This window comes from Micromonospora sp. CPCC 205558 (assembly GCF_036902955.1).
GTDB lineage: Bacteria > Actinomycetota > Actinomycetes > Mycobacteriales > Micromonosporaceae > Micromonospora.
In genome coordinates this window covers 1-14,792 of the sequence record NZ_JBAKHR010000025.1, presented here as the reverse complement: position 1 = coordinate 14,792, position 14,792 = coordinate 1, and the positions used below count along the sequence as shown (strand labels likewise).

15 protein-coding genes are annotated in these 14,792 nt (G+C 69.0%); 12 read left to right on the top strand and 3 right to left on the bottom strand.

The features are described 5' to 3' along the window. Window positions 1–24: 24 nt before the first annotated feature. The 4 genes from V6U86_RS24625 (at window position 25) to V6U86_RS24610 (ending at window position 2,817) form a co-directional block, all read left to right on the top strand. Entirely contained in the window at window positions 25–303 is a 279-nt protein-coding gene (locus V6U86_RS24625) for a hypothetical protein (protein WP_334506958.1), read from the top strand. Window positions 304–356: 53 nt separating this feature from the next. After that, the gene (locus V6U86_RS24620; RefSeq protein WP_334506956.1) at window positions 357–1,751 is read left to right on the top strand and encodes a DUF4331 domain-containing protein; all 1,395 of its coding nucleotides are present in this window, start codon (window positions 357–359) and stop codon (window positions 1,749–1,751) included. A gap of 20 nt (window positions 1,752–1,771) precedes the next feature. Next, window positions 1,772–2,101: a phospholipase gene (locus V6U86_RS24615; protein ID WP_334506954.1), complete on the top strand. Its 330-nt coding sequence runs from the start codon at window positions 1,772–1,774 to the stop codon at window positions 2,099–2,101. A gap of 458 nt (window positions 2,102–2,559) precedes the next feature. Further along, on the top strand, window positions 2,560–2,817 hold the full coding sequence (locus tag V6U86_RS24610; RefSeq protein ID WP_007455784.1) for a WhiB family transcriptional regulator: 258 nt from the start codon (window positions 2,560–2,562) through the stop codon (window positions 2,815–2,817). A 54-nt stretch (window positions 2,818–2,871) separates the two neighbouring features. Here the strand turns inward: V6U86_RS24610 and V6U86_RS24605 are convergent, their stop codons facing one another. Next, entirely contained in the window at window positions 2,872–3,321 is a 450-nt protein-coding gene (locus V6U86_RS24605) for a metallopeptidase family protein (protein WP_030338265.1), read from the bottom strand. Window positions 3,322–3,474: 153 nt separating this feature from the next. Between V6U86_RS24605 and V6U86_RS24600 the strand changes: the two genes are divergently transcribed. Beyond that, on the top strand, window positions 3,475–3,843 hold the full coding sequence (locus V6U86_RS24600) for a DUF3499 domain-containing protein (RefSeq protein ID WP_030338263.1): 369 nt from the start codon (window positions 3,475–3,477) through the stop codon (window positions 3,841–3,843). Between the two features lie 163 nt (window positions 3,844–4,006). Here the strand turns inward: V6U86_RS24600 and V6U86_RS24595 are convergent, their stop codons facing one another. Then, a complete protein-coding gene (locus tag V6U86_RS24595; protein ID WP_334506951.1) occupies window positions 4,007–5,353 on the bottom strand; it encodes an aspartate aminotransferase family protein in 1,347 nt (448 codons plus the stop codon). Between the two features lie 809 nt (window positions 5,354–6,162). Then, a complete protein-coding gene (locus tag V6U86_RS24590; protein WP_030338307.1) occupies window positions 6,163–6,675 on the bottom strand; it encodes an Lrp/AsnC family transcriptional regulator in 513 nt (170 codons plus the stop codon). A 214-nt stretch (window positions 6,676–6,889) separates the two neighbouring features. On the opposite strand from V6U86_RS24590, the gene V6U86_RS24585 reads away from it, so the two are divergent. The 7 genes from V6U86_RS24585 to V6U86_RS24555 all read left to right on the top strand — a co-directional run bounded on the left by V6U86_RS24585 (window position 6,890) and on the right by V6U86_RS24555 (window position 14,739). Further along, the gene (locus V6U86_RS24585; RefSeq protein WP_334506948.1) at window positions 6,890–8,074 is read left to right on the top strand and encodes a polyamine ABC transporter substrate-binding protein; all 1,185 of its coding nucleotides are present in this window, start codon (window positions 6,890–6,892) and stop codon (window positions 8,072–8,074) included. Between the two features lie 5 nt (window positions 8,075–8,079). Further along, complete coding sequence (locus V6U86_RS24580; RefSeq protein ID WP_334507156.1) at window positions 8,080–9,231, top strand: ABC transporter ATP-binding protein; 1,152 nt, start codon at window positions 8,080–8,082, stop codon at window positions 9,229–9,231. Next, window positions 9,228–10,136, top strand: coding sequence for an ABC transporter permease (locus V6U86_RS24575; RefSeq protein ID WP_334506946.1), 909 nt, complete (start codon window positions 9,228–9,230; stop codon window positions 10,134–10,136). Before V6U86_RS24580 ends, V6U86_RS24575 begins: the two co-directional genes overlap by 4 nt. Then, window positions 10,133–10,969 (top strand): ABC transporter permease, encoded by an 837-nt coding sequence (locus tag V6U86_RS24570; RefSeq protein ID WP_334506944.1) that lies wholly within the window; start codon window positions 10,133–10,135, stop codon window positions 10,967–10,969. The genes V6U86_RS24575 and V6U86_RS24570 overlap by 4 nt, the downstream gene beginning before the upstream one ends. A gap of 49 nt (window positions 10,970–11,018) precedes the next feature. Next, a complete protein-coding gene (locus V6U86_RS24565; RefSeq protein WP_334506942.1) occupies window positions 11,019–12,470 on the top strand; it encodes an NAD(P)/FAD-dependent oxidoreductase in 1,452 nt (483 codons plus the stop codon). Beyond that, entirely contained in the window at window positions 12,470–13,651 is a 1,182-nt protein-coding gene (locus V6U86_RS24560; protein WP_334506940.1) for a saccharopine dehydrogenase C-terminal domain-containing protein, read from the top strand. The genes V6U86_RS24565 and V6U86_RS24560 overlap by 1 nt, the downstream gene beginning before the upstream one ends. 269 nt (window positions 13,652–13,920) lie before the next feature. Continuing rightward, the gene (locus V6U86_RS24555) at window positions 13,921–14,739 is read left to right on the top strand and encodes a G5 domain-containing protein (RefSeq protein WP_334507154.1); all 819 of its coding nucleotides are present in this window, start codon (window positions 13,921–13,923) and stop codon (window positions 14,737–14,739) included. The last annotated feature ends 53 nt before the right edge of the window (window positions 14,740–14,792 follow it).

Here is a 14,792-nt window from a genome sequence, read left to right as displayed (position 1 = left end):
GCGCCACCGCCGGAAAGGTTGCCCATGACCAGTGATCAGCGGAAGCGGCAGTGGCCGCGACTGACCCGCCGGCAGACGTTGACCGCAGCGGCCAGCGCCACCCTCGGCGCCGCCGCGCTCACCGTGCCGGGCCTGTCGGCCGCGCAGAACGCCCCCGGCGCGGCCGGACGAGCCGACGAACCGATCATCGTGCACCTACGTGACGCCGAATCCGGAACGATGGACGTCTTCGTCGGCGAGGCGCGGATCGAGGTACGCGACCGCAGCCTGGCGGACCGGCTGCGGCGCGCAGCCCGGCGCTGACCCCGACTCTCCCGCCCCGCCATCCTGTCCCCGCCCAGTGAGGTTGGTCCGCCATGTCTTCCCACCGTGAGGCCCCGGAGATAGCCAAGGATCCGGTCGCCGACAGCTCCGACCTGTACGCGTTCGTCAGCCCCGACAAACGCGACACTGTCACGCTGATCGCCAATTATGTGCCGTTGCAGCTCCCCTCCGGGGGCCCGAACTTCTTCGAGTTCGGCGACGACGTGCGGTACGAGATCCATATCGACAACGACGGCGACGGCCGCCCGGATGTCACCTACCGGTTCGAATTCACCACCGAGATCACCAACCCGAACAGTTTTCTCTACAACACCGGTCCGATCGACTCGCTGGACAGCGAGAACTGGAACCGACGGCAGTTCTACAGCCTGACCCGGGTGGCCGACGGCCGCGAGCACCGCCTGGCGCACAAGTTGCCCTGCCCGCCGTGCAACGTCGGCCCGCTGTCCACCCCGAAGTACGCCGACCTGGTGCGGCAGGCCACCTTTTCGCTCTCCACGGGGGAGCGGGTCTTCGCCGGGCAGCGTGCCGACGGGTTCTTCGTCGACCTCGGGGCGATCTTCGACCTCGGCACGCTGCGGCCGTTCCAGCAGTTGCACGTGGCCGGGAAGAAGATCTTCAAGGCTGAGGGGGAGCCGGTCAACGCCACCGATCGGATGAACGTGCACAGCATCGCCGTGCAGGTCCCGCTGGAGCGGGTGCGTCGGCGCGCCAACCGGTACGGTGTCGGCGACCGGTCATCGGTGATCGGGGTGTGGACGTCGGCGTCGCGTCGGCAGGTGCGCGTGCTCGGCGACCGGGGTGGGGCGGACACCGCCACCGGCCCGTTCACTCAGGTTTCGCGGCTGGGTAATCCGCTGTTCAACGAGGTCATCGTGCCGATGTCCAAGAAGGACCTGTGGAACTCGCTGCCGCCGTCGGAGGACAAGCGGTTCGCCCAGTTCGTCGAGCAGCCGGAGTTGGCCGCGTTGCTGCCGGCGCTCTACCCGGACGTCTTCCCCAACCTGGACAAGCTCACCAAGGCGAAGAAGCCCCGTGCCGACCTGGTGGCGATCCTGCTCACCGGGGTGCCGGCCGGGCTGATCGACGGCTTCACCAACGCCACCGGCGAGGTGCAGGCAGACATGCTGCGACTGAACACCGCGATCCCGCCAGCCAAGCGTCCGGACCGGTTCGGGGTGCTCGGTGGCGACCTGGCCGGGTTCCCGAACGGGAGGCGGGTCGGTGACGACGTGGTCAGCGTCGCGCTGCGGGCGATCGCCGGGGTCACCGTCCCGCTGGTGGACAAGACGTTCCGACCGGACGCGGCGGCCGCCGCTGTCACCCCGGGGCTGAGCGCCGCCGACGTGACCGCGCCGTTCCTCGGAAACTTCCCCTACCTGGGTACGCCGTACGACGGGTTCAACAACCCGTCGGCGGCGTCCTGAGTGTGCGGGGGAGGGAGCGGATGCACGAGCATGCCTACGGGCCGTCGGAGACCGGGAGTGTCGTCCTCGATCTGGGCGGCGACACCGGTGCCCTGATCGTCTACACGGGTCGGGATCTGCACGGCCGGGAAATCGAGATCAGTCGCGACGATGACCGGCGGGTCCACTCGGCGGTGCGCGAGCGTCGGGTGCGGGACGGCTCTTTCCACAGTGCGGTCTATCCCGACCTGCCGAGCGGGATCTATACCGTCTGGTGGGACGATCGTACGCCTGCCGGCACGATTTCTGTCCATGGTGGAGAGATAGCCGAGTTTGCCTGGCCGAGCAGCGGTTTTGGGGCTGCTGGCTGACCTCGACACCCAGGTTTTACCGCCGCGCCCCGTCCACAATATGGACGGGGCGCGAGTGCTGTCTGCGGCTCGACAGGCGGTCTGCGCCGCGCCGCGTTAACCTGTCTCCCACCAAGATCAGCTTGGTGGTGGAGGTCTCTGGCGCCTTCCGGTCGGCGACCCGTCGGGGAAGCGCCACGGGAGAAAAGTCGGGCAACTCGCCGGAGAGGGCGTTACTCGGCCGGGGTCTGAATCGATAGGGCAGGTTGCGAGGCTGGACGGCCCGAGTGGCCGGCCGGGGGTGTCGGGAGGGCGACTCCATTATCAAGTTTGGCTTGACGGCGCACGCATTACACGCGTGTAATTTGAATGGGGTTGTTCGCACGGAACGCAACAAAACGGGACCGGACGGACAAGCACGCCTTTCGCGTGGGGGGTTGCAGCGGCGATGACGCCGGTGCGCGACAAGGAGGCATTTGATGGACGGCCAGCTTGAGGTGGCCGACCTGCTCGGAAACGCGCCGGAGTGGCAGGAGCGGGCACTGTGCTCGCAGACCGACCCCGAGGCGTTCTTTCCCGAGAAGGGCGGCTCGACCCGCGAGGCGAAGCGGATCTGCTCGCGTTGCGAGGTCAAGACCGAGTGCCTCGAATACGCTCTGGGTCACGACGAGCGGTTCGGCATCTGGGGTGGGCTCTCCGAGCGGGAGCGGCGCAAGTTGAAGCGGCGGGCCGCCTGAGCGGTGCGAGGTCGAGGCGGTGGGGGCCGCCCGACTCTCCGCTCGGAGGTTGGCTCAGGCGAGCTCGTCCGGGTCCACCCCGAGAAGGTTCGCCACCTGTTCGATGATCACGTCATGGACGAGATCGGCGAGGTCCTCACGGTCCATCGCCCGGAACTCCAGGGGCCGTCGGTACAACACGATCCGCGGCGGCATCTCCTGCCGACCTGGGCGGCCGGGCAGCAGCCGGGCCAGCGGGACCTCGCCGTCCTCCAGCACGTCCGAGTCGTAGACGTTCAGATCCGGCGGGACGTCCTCGACCGCGAACTCGACACCCGCCAACTCCTTGGCGAACCGGCGCTCCAACGTCTCGACGGTGTCCAGGACCAGGTCGTCGAAGACCTCGGCCTTGGTCCGCGCCAGCGGCACGGTGGCCGGTACCAGCCGCCCGCGCAGGCCGCGCCCGTGCCGGTCCCGATGCGCACGCCGGCCTGAGCCGGGGCGGCGGTGTTCCGGGCTCGTCATGAGGCAAAGGGTAGCGCCCGTGTCGGGCGGGTCAGCGGCAGCGCCGGTCCTGTGGCGCGGCGAGCCCAGGACGGTCAACTGTGATCACCACGACGGGCGTGTCGTAACGCGAACCGATGCGCCGGACCCGGTAATGGAGATACCCTGCCGCACGTGAGGTCACCACGGCGCTGCTCCCGTAACGGCTGCCCCCGGCAAGCGGTCGCCACATTGACCTATGTCTACAACGAGTCGACAGCGGTGGTGGGGCCGCTGGCGGCGTTCGCCGAGCCGCACACGTACGACCTGTGTGAGCCGCACGCCCGCAGTCTCACCGCCCCGCGGGGCTGGGACGTCGTCCGGCACGAAGGCGAGTTCGAGCCGCCGCCGCCCACCACGGACGACCTGGTCGCGTTGGCCGAAGCGGTGCGCGAAGCCGCCCGCCCGGCCCCCCGCCCCCCGGAGCCGGACCAGCACCACTCCGAGAACCCCCACCAGACCGGTCGCCGAGGCCACCTCCGAGTAATCCCCCCCAACCACTAACCCCCGGCCCCACCCCCTGCAGGGCGTCCCGCCCTGCCGGGCGTCCCGCCCCCCGGCCCCCTGCCGGGCGTCCCGCCCTGCTGGCGTCGATCATGAAGTTATTGCCCTTCGCTTCGGCGTGTCGTGGCAATAACTTCATGATCAACGGGGATGGGCGTGGGGGTTAGAGCTTGGTCCAGGCTTGGGTCAGGACCGTGCGGAGGATCTGTTCGATCTCGTCGAAGTGCTGCTGATCGGCGATCAGGGGTGGGGCCAGCTGGATGACGGGGTCACCCCGGTCGTCGGCGCGGCAGTAGAGGCCCGCCTGGAACAGGGCGGTGGAGAGAAAGCCGCGCAACAGGCGCTCCGACTCGGCCTCGTTGAAGGTCTCCCGGGTGGTCTTGTCCTTGACCAGCTCGATGCCGTAGAAGTAGCCGTCGCCGCGGACGTCGCCGACGATCGGCAGGTCGGACAGCTTTTCCAGGGTGGTCCGGAAGGCGTCCTCGTTGGCGCGTACGTGCCCGACCAGGTCCTCGCGGGCGAAGACCTCCAGGTTGGCCAGGGCCACCGCGCAGGAGACCGGGTGCCCACCGAAGGTCACCCCGTGGGCGAACATGCCGGTCTCGGTGAGGAACGGTTCCATCAGCCGGTCACTGGCGATCATCGCGCCGAGCGGGGCGTAGCCGGAGGTGATGCCCTTGGCGGTGGTGATGATGTCCGGCTGGTAGCCGTAGCGCACCGCGCCGAAGTACTCGCCCAACCGCCCCCACGAGCAGATCACCTCGTCCGAGACGAGCAGCACGTCGTACGCGTCGCAGATCTCCCGCACCCGCTCGAAGTAGCCGGGCGGTGGTGGGAAGCACCCGCCGGAGTTCTGCACGGGCTCCAGGAAGACCGCGGCGACCGTGTCCGGCCCCTCCCGCTCGATGGCCCGACCGATCTCGTCGGCGGCCCAACGGCCGAACGCCTCCGGGTCGTCGCCATGCTCGGGCGCCCGGTAGAAGTTCGTGTTCGGCACCTTGATCGCGCCCGGCACCAGTGGCTCGAAGTCGCTCTTGATGCCGGGCAGGCCGGTGATCGACAGGGCGCCCATGGAGGTGCCGTGGTAGGCGATGTACCGGCTGATCACCTTGTACTTGTTGGGCTTCCCCGTGCGCTTGAAGTAGGCGCGGGCCAGCTTCCACGCCGCCTCGACTGCCTCGGAGCCGCCGGTGGTGAAGAAGATCCGGTTGAGGTCGCCGGGGGTGAGTACCGCGATCCTCTCGGCCAGCTCGATGGCCTTCGGGTGCGCGTACGACCAGAGCGGGAAGTAGGCCAGCTCGCCGGCCTGTTTGGCGGCAGCCTCGGCCAGCTCGGTGCGGCCGTGGCCGGCGTTGACCACGAAGAGCCCGGCGAGCCCGTCCAGATAGCGGCGACCCTGCGCGTCCCACACGTACGCTCCCTCGCCGCGCACGATGGTCGGCACCTCACCGGCGGAGTAGCTCGCCATCCGGGTGAAGTGCATCCAGAGGTGGTCGGTGGCGTTGGCCATGTCAGCCCCATCGGTCGTCGGGCCGGCCAAGGGGTGAGGCCGGCCGCTCTGCCAACGGTTATCGCACAGTCGCAACCCTCGAAGCAAGTGTTATCGGCGGCATCACGGTCAGTTGGCGACGGATTTAGCGCGCAGAAGTCTCGGATGCAACGGAATCCGTATTGCCGTCGGTTGGTCATCGGCGGTCCGCAGGCGTCATCGGCGGTCCGCAGGCGTCGTCGGCAGGCGTCGTCGGCAGGAGCTTGAGGTGTACTGGTGGCTGCCTTTGGGGCTGAATCGTTTGTGACATCGGGGCCGCGCGGGTCGGGGTGGTGCTCGGGCGTCCAGGTCGCGCTTGCCGGCCGTTGAGTCGTTCGCGACATCGGGGCCGCCGGGCGGGGTGGTGCTCGGCTGTCGAGGTCGTGTTTGCCGGCTGCCGAGGTCGCACCTTCCGTCGCTGAGTCGTTTGCGACATCAGCTCCAAAGGGCCCAGGCCTGGTGACAGCGTCCGGGCCGGACCACGTGTATTCGATGAGCTCCTCTTTCGGCCACCGGCTCGATCCACTCCGATTCGCTGAAATCGTGGTGTCTGCGTGGGGGTTGATACCGCGATGTCGGTGAGTTGAGTGGATCAAGCGTGGAGGGTGGGGTCACGCGCGATCGGGAGGCGCGCGTCGAGGGTCGGGCATGGTGGGCGCGGCTGGTTCAGCAGCAGCAGCCCGCCCATCCACTCGGGATCACGGAAACCGGGGCATCAGGGCGGCTTGGCCCCGATTTCTGGAAAGCCGAGTCGACCAAGACGCGGCAAGCGCAAGCGCAGGGAGCCAGCTTCAGGCCGTACCCCAGGTGTAGGTCTGCTTGCGCAGCTTGAGATAGACGAACGCCTCGGTGGAGAGCACCCCGGGCACTGCGCGCAGCCGTTGCAGGATCTCCAGCAGGTGGTCGTCGTTGCGGCAGACCACCTCGGTGAGCAGGTCGAACGACCCGGCGGTGATCACCACGTAGTCGACCTCCTCCAGCTCGGCCAGCCGGTCCGCGACCGCCTCCAGGTCACCGTCGGTACGTAGGCCGATCATCGCCTGCCGGGGGAAGCCGAGCTGGAGCGGATCGGTCACCGCCACGATCTGCATCACGCCGGAGTCGAGCAGCCGCTGCACCCGTTGGCGGACAGCCGCCTCGGAGAGCCCCACCGCCTTGCCGATCGTCGCGTACGGGCGACGGCCGTCCTCCTGGAGCTGCTCGATGATCTGCTTGGCCACGTCATCCAGCAGAGCGTGATTGGCGCCGTCACGGACAGCGACGCGTCGACCGCCGTTGCTGTTCTCGTGCTGCCGGTTTGTCATTGCCCGCTCCCCATATCCCGAATCGTGATGTCGCGCGTGTATCCCCGCGTAGTCTGGCGTATTTCGTCGTCCATCGCTATTCCCGCAACGGAATCACTTGTAAGGGAGGTAACCTCATGTCAGGATCAGTCGTCCATGGCACTTGACCCTCCCAACATTCCCGCCGGCGCGCCTCCCCCGTCCCGCCCGCCGACGATGACCCCTAGGAGTCGTCATGCGTACTCCCTTCCGGCCCCTCTCCCGGCGTGGACTGCTCACCGGCACTCTCGGTTCGGCCGCCCTGCTCAGCGTGGGCGGCAGCCTCGCGGGCTGCGGCACCAAGGGCGCGCAGCAGACCGAAGCCGGCTGCGTCAGCGAGGACCTCTCCGGCACCGAGAAGAAACTCGCCTTCGCCAACTGGCCGCAGTACATGGACGTGGACGACAAGGACGAGTCCAAGCGACCAAGCCTCGACGAGTTCATCACGAAGACCGGCATTCAGGTGACCTACACCGAGGACATCAACGACAACAACGAGTTCTTCGGCAAGGTGCAGAATCAGCTCGCCGCCTGCCAGAGCACCGACCGGGACATCATCGTGCTGACCGACTGGATGGCGGCCCGGATGATCCGGCTCGGCTGGATCCAGAAGCTGGACCCGGCGAAGATCCCGAACGTGCAGGCCAACCTGCTTCCGTCGCTGATCAACCGCCCGTTCGACACCGAAAACCGGATCTCCATCCCGTGGCAGTCCGGTCTCGCTGGCCTGGCGTACAACGGCAACGTCACGAAGGAACTGCGCACAGTCGACGAACTGCTCACCCGCCCCGACCTCAAGGGCAAGGTGACCGCGCTCAGCGAGATGCGCGACACCATGGGTCTGTTGCTCGGGTCGAACGGGCACGACCCGGCCAACTTCACCGGCGCTCAGTTCGACGACGCCCTCAACAAGCTCAAGAAGGCCGTCGCCTCCGGCCAGATCCGCAAGTTCACCGGCAACGACTACGCCCCCGACCTGGCCAAGGGCGACATCGCCGCGTGCATCGGCTGGTCCGGGGACGTCATCCAACTGTCCGGTGAGGACGAAAAGGTGCGGTTCGTCGCGCCGGACTCCGGCGTGATGCTCTTCAGCGACAACATGATGGTCCCCAACAAGGCCACCCACAAGAGCAACGCCGAAGCCCTGATCAACTACTACTACGAGCCGGCCGTCGCGGCGAAGCTCGCCGCCTACGTCAACTACATCTGCCCGGTCAAGGGCGCGCAGGCCGAGATGGAAAAGATCGACCCCGAGCTGGCAGCCAACCCGCTGATCTTCCCCGACGAGGCGCTGCTGTCGAAGTCCAAGGTGTTCATGGCGCTGGACGAGAAGCAGGAGCGGGAGTACGAGGGCAAGTTCCAACAGGTCATCGGGGCGTGACGAGGATGGCGCGCGAGACACCCGCCGGCGACCTGCGCCTGGCCAACCTCACCAAGCGGTTCGGCGTCTTCACCGCCGTCGACGACCTGAGCCTGACCATCGAGCAGGGTTCGTTCTTCGCGCTGCTCGGTGCGTCCGGCTGCGGCAAGACCACCACGTTGCGGATGATCGCCGGCCTGGAGGAACCGACCAGCGGTCAGGTGTTCGTCGGTGACCGGGACATCGCCCGGCTGCGGCCGTACAAGCGGCCCGTCAACACCGTCTTCCAGAGCTACGCGCTCTTCCCACACCTCAACATCTTCGAGAACGTCGCCTTCGGGCTGCGGAGACGCGGCATCCGCTCGGTCGACGACGAGGTGACCCGGATGCTGTCCCTCGTGCAGCTCGACGGCTACGGCAACCGTCGCCCGGCCCAGCTCTCCGGCGGTCAGCAGCAGCGGGTCGCGCTGGCCCGCGCCCTGATCAACCGGCCGCAGGTGCTGCTGCTCGACGAGCCGCTGGGCGCACTCGACCTCAAACTGCGGCGACAGATGCAGATCGAGCTGAAGCGCATCCAGACCGAGGTCGGCATCACCTTCGTGCACGTCACCCACGACCAGGAGGAGGCCATGACCATGGCCGACACCGTCGCGGTGATGAACGCCGGCCGGATCGAACAACTGGGTGCCCCGGCCGACATCTACGAGTTTCCCGCCACCGCCTTCGTGGCGAACTTCCTCGGCCAGTCCAACCTGCTCGCCGGGGAGGCCACCGGCGTCGGCGGCGGCGACGTCGCGGTGACGGCGCACGGCACGCGCTTCTCGGTGCCCGCCGGCCGGTCGCGGGTCGACCACGGTCCGGTCCACCTGGGGGTACGCCCCGAGAAGCTGATACTGGTCGGCTCCGCCGACCAGGTGCCCGCGGGGCATCAGCACGTCACCGGGATAGTCACCGACGCCTCCTACGTGGGAGTCAGCACGCAGTACCTGCTGCGCACCGGCTGGGGCACCGAGTTGTCGGTCTTCGCCGCCAACAGCGGAACGTCGGCGCGGGTGGCGGTCGGCAGCGAGGCCGTGGCGTACTGGGATCCGCGGCACGCGTTCCTGCTGCCCCGTGACGCCGCCGACACCGACCGGACGTCGCCGGTGCTCGACGAGCCGGTGGGTGCGTCGTCGTGACCCTCCTGGCCCCCACCGGATCGGGGCACCCGCCACCCGCGCCGCCGGCAGCCCGGTCCGGGCGGCGCCGACTCCTGCCGTACCTGCTGTTGTTGCCCGGTGCGGCCTGGCTGCTCATCTTCTTCGGCGTGCCGCTGGTGCAGTTGGCGGCGGCCAGCCTGTACGACCCCACGGGCTCGCTCTCCACCGGGTACGCGATGACCTGGGCGGTCGGCAACTACCCGGACGTGGTGCAGGCGTACTGGCCACAGTTCCTGCGCTCGTTCGGCTACGCCGGGCTGGCCCTGGTGGTGGCGCTGCTGCTGGGCTACCCGCTGGCGTACGCGATCGCGCAGAAGGCCGGCCGCTGGAAGAACCTGCTGCTGGTGTGCGTCGTCGCGCCGATGTTCACCAGCTTCCTGGTTCGCACGCTGGCCTGGAAGACGATCCTGTCGGACAACGGCGCGCTCGTCGGCCTGCTGCGTGACGTGCACCTACTCGCCCCGGACGGCCGGCTGCTGGCCACGCCGTTCGCTGTGGTGCTCGGCCTGACGTACAACTTCCTGCCGTTCCTGGTGCTGCCGTTGTACGCGAGCCTGGAGCGGCTGGACCACCGGTTGCTGGAGGCGGCCACCGACCTGTACGCCAGCCCGGTGCAGGCGTTCCGTCGGGTGACCCTGCCGCTGTCCATGCCCGGCCTGGTCGCCGGAACGCTGCTGTTCTTCATTCCGGCCAGCGGTGACTACATCAACGCCGAACTGCTCGGCACCCCGAACGAATACATGATCGGCAACGTCATCGACTCGGCGTTCCTGGTCCGACTGGACTACCCGCAGGGCGCCGCGCTGTCGTTCCTGCTGATGGCGGCGATCCTCGCGGTGGTCTTCGACTATCTGCGTCGGGCGGGGACGGAGGAAGTGCTGTGAGGGTGTCCCGTTGGTTGGCGGACCGCTGGGTGATGATCGTGGCGTTGCTGGTGCTCGGCTACCTGGCGCTGCCGATCCTGGTGGTGGCCGCGCTGTCGTTCAACCGGCCGTCGAGCCGGCTGTCGTACGACTTCAACGAGTTCACGATGGACAACTGGCGGCAGCCGTGCGCCACCTCGGACATGTGTGACGCGGTGGTCCGCAGCGTGCAGATCGGCTTCCTCGCCACGGTGGTCGCCACCGTGCTCGGCACCCTGATGGCGTTCGCGCTGGTCCGGCACCGCTTCCGTGGCCGGTCCGGGATCAACGTGCTGATTTTCCTGCCGATGGCCACCCCGGAGCTGGTGATGGGCACGTCGTTGCTGGCGCTGTTCGTGTCGGCGGGCGTACCGCAGGGGTTCTGGACCATCCTGATCGCGCACGTGATGTTCTGCGTGTCGTTCGTGGTGGTGACGGTGAAGGCACGGCTCGCCGGGATGGACCGGCGGCTGGAGGAAGCCGCCATGGACCTCTACGCCAACGAGTGGCAGACCTTCCGCCGGATCACCCTGCCGCTGGTGCTGCCTGGCATCGTGGCCGCCGCGCTGCTCGCGTTCTCGCTGAGCTTCGACGACTTCATCATCACGAACTTCAACGCCGGCACCACAGTCACGTTCCCGATGTACGTCTGGGGCGCTGCCCAGCGGGGCATCCCACCGCAGGTCAACGTGATCGGCACGGCGATGTTCGCGGTCGCGTTGCTGCTGGTGGGGCTCAGCTCACTGCGCGGTCGACGGGCCCGCCGCGCCAACCTGCTGGCCGGGCCGCCGGGTCACCTGCGCCGGTCGTCATGACGCTCCCGCAGGCGGTCCGGCCTCCGGATCGTCCGGTCGGCGGACCGTCATGACGCTCCCGCACATCGGCCGGGCGTTGGCCGACGCGGCACCCGTGCCGTACTGGCTCGATCGCCCGGACCGCCCCGACCCGCTGCCGCCACTGGCTGGTCGGCACTCCACCGACCTGCTGGTGATCGGCGGCGGTTACAGCGGACTGTGGGCCGCGCTGTTGGCGAAACAGGCGGACCCGGGCCGGGACGTGCTGCTCGTCGACGCCGGGACCTGCGGTTGGGCCGCGTCCGGGCGCAACGGGGGGTTCTGCGCCGCCTCGCTGACCCACGGCCTCGCCAACGGCGTCGACCGGTTCCCCGACGAGGTCGGCGAGTTGGACCGCCTCGGCCGGGAGAACCTGGACGCCATCGCCGCCACCGTCGCCACCTTCGACATCGACTGCGACTTCGAGCGCACCGGTGAGCTGTCCGTCGCCGTCGAGCCGTACCAACTCGACGGGCTGGCCGCCGACGCGGACCTGGCCCGCCGGTACGGCCACCGGGTGCGGCTGCTCGACCGGGACGAGGTGCGCGCCGAGGTGCACTCACCGACGTACCTGGGTGGAATGTTCGACGCGGACCGGGTCGCCATGGTGGACCCGGCGAAGCTGGCCTGGGGTCTGCGCCGCGCCTGCGTCGACCTCGGCGTACGCGTGCACGAACACACCCGGGTCACCGGCCTGCGCTCCGACGACGCCGCGCTGCACGCGAGCACCCTGGGCACCGATCCCGCCGCCCACCGGGCCGGCACCCGCGACGCCGGCCGCCCCGGCTCGGTCCGGGCACGTCGGGTCGTGCTGGCCACCAACGCCTTTCCGCCGCTGCTGCGCCGCCTGCGGGCATACCTGGTGCCGGTCTACGACCACGTGCTGATGACTGAACCGCTCACCCCCGCCCAGCGCGACGCAATCGGTTGGCGCAACCGGCAGGGGCTCGCCGACACCGCGAACCAGTTTCACTACTACCGGATCACCGCCGACGGGCGGATCCTCTTCGGCGGCTACGACGCCGTCTACCACTACGGCAATCGGGTCGCGCCCGAGCTGGAGCAACGGCAGGCCACCTTCACCACCCTCGCCCGGCACTTCTTCACCACGTTCCCGCAGCTCGCCGACGTGCGTTTCAGTCACCGCTGGGGCGGCGTCATCGACACCTGCACCCGGTTCTGCCCGTTCTTCGGCACCGCCTACGGCGGTCGGCTGGCGTACGCGGCCGGCTACACCGGCCTCGGCGTCGGGGCCACCCGCTTCGGCGCCCGGGTGCTGCTCGACCTGCTCGACGGCGGGAACACCCCGCTGACCCGGCTCGACCTGGTTCGCCGCAAGCCACTGCCGTTCCCACCGGAACCCGTCCGTGCGATCGGCATCAATCTCACCCGCTGGTCACTGGCCCGCGCCGACGCGCGCGAGGGCCGGCGCGACCTCTGGCTCCGTACTCTCGATCGTTTCGGTTTGGGGTTTGATTCCTGATGCGTGTCCTCCTCGTCGGCGCCGGTGGCGTCGGCTCCGCCGCCGTAGCCATCGCCGCCCGACGGACCTTCTTCGAGACCATTGTGGTCGCCGACCACGACCCCGTTCGTGCCCAGCGCGCGGTCGCCGGCCACGGTGACCGTTTCGTCGCGGCCCAGGTGGACGCGGCCTCGGCTGACGCGGTCACCGCGCTGTGCCGGGAGCACCGGATCACGCACGTGCTCAACGCCGTCGACCCGCGGTTCGTCATGCCGATCTTCAATGGTGCGTTCGCGGCCGGCGCGGACTACCTGGACATGGCGATGTCGTTGTCGCACGCCGAGACCGGCGTGAAGCTCGGCGACGAACAGTTCGCCGTGGCCGACACCTGGTCGGCGGCCGGTCGGCTGGCGCTGTGCGGCATCGGGGTCGAGCCCGGCCTCTCCGACGTGTTCGCCCGTTACGCCGCCGACGAGCTGTTCAGTGAGATCGACGAGATCGGTGTCCGGGACGGGGCGAACCTCACCGTCGACGGGTACGACTTCGCGCCCTCGTTCTCCATCTGGACCACCATCGAGGAGTGCCTCAACCCGCCGGTCGTCTGGGAGCGGGACCGGGGCTGGTTCACCACCGAACCGTTCTCCGAGCCGGAGGTCTTCCACTTTCCGGAGGGCATCGGGCCGGTCGAGTGCGTCAACGTCGAACACGAGGAGGTGCTGCTCATCCCGCGCTGGGTCGAGGCCCGGCGGGTCACCTTCAAGTACGGCCTCGGCGACGAGTTCATCAAGGTGCTCAAGACGCTGCACAAGCTCGGCCTGGACGCGGTCTCCCCGGTACGGGTGCGCGGCGTCGAGGTCTCCCCGCGTGACGTGGTGGCCGCGAGCCTGCCTGACCCGGCCACGCTCGGCGCCCGGATGCGTGGCAAAACCTGCGCCGGCACCTGGGTACGCGGCCTCGGCCCGGATGGGCGGCCCCGCGAGGTCTACCTGTACCACGTGGTCGACAACGAGTGGTCGATGCGGGAGTACGGGCACCAGGCGGTGGTGTGGCAGACCGCCGTCAACCCGGTCATCGCGTTGGAGTTGCTCGCCACCGGCGCGTGGGCCGGTGTGGGGGTGCTCGGGCCGGAGGCGCTGCCCCCGCTGCCGTTCCTCGACCTGCTGAACGGTTACGGCTCCCCCTGGGGCCTGGAGGAGCGCTGAAGCTGCCTCACTGACAGCATCGCGACAGTTTCGTCGTCGCGTGGGACATCCGATCGCCGATCGATCCGATGCGTGTCGATCTGCGACTTTTATTGGTGCTGATCCCCGCACGATCGGCCCTGCCCTGCCGGCCTGGTGGGTCACCGCGCCCGTCGACTCGTCCCCATATGCGCGCCCATCGATCCTTTCCGCTCTGCGAAAAGCGCTCGCCACGAGCGCGACGGCGGATATTGCACGCAGTGTTTGCGACGACACTCATCGCCGTGACGATGCAACCACCACAGAACCCGGGTCCGTCGTACCCGCCACCGCCCGGCCAGCCGCCCCGACCCAACTGGTTCCGCCGGACCACTCCCGCCGGCCGGGTCGCCGTGATCCTCGGATCGGTGACCCTGTCGATCCTGCTGCTCTGCTGCACCGGCACCGCCATCGTCAGCGCGCTGACCGGCGACCCGAAGTCGACCACGACCGACAACGCCGCCGAGCAGCCGCAGCAGCCGATCCTGGCGGCGACCGGCGAGCCGACCGAGGAGACCCCCACCCAGGAGGTGTCGCCGGGTGCCGCGCCGTCCGCCGTTCCCTCGTCGGTGCCGTCGTCGGCCCCCTTGTCGGAGGCGCCCTTGTCGGAGGTGCCCTTGTCGGAGGCGCCCAGCCCGTCCAGTGCGGCAGGCGCGCCCGTGGTGCAGGTGACGACCGTGACCGAGCGGGCCACGATCCGGTACGGCGAACGGACCGTCAAGGACTCTTCGCTGGCCGAGGGGAAGCGGGTGGTCCGCACCAAGGGCGTGAACGGCGTACGGACCCTGACCTACCAGGTGACCACCACCGACGGGGTGCAGACGGGCAAGAAGCTGGTCAAATCCACCGTGACGAAGCAGCCGGTGACCCAGGTCGTCGCCGTCGGCACCAAGAAGCCGCAGTCGTCGAAGTGCGACCCGAACTACAGCGGCTGCGTCCCGATCGCCAGCGACGTCGACTGCGCCGGTGGCAGTGGCAATGGTCCCGCCTACGTCAGCGGACCGATCAAAGTGATCGGCGACGACATCTACGACCTGGACCGCGACGGCGACGGCACCGCCTGCGACTAATCCCCCCCCCCCCCCCCCCCCCCCCCCCCCCCCCCCCCCCCCCCCCCCCCCCC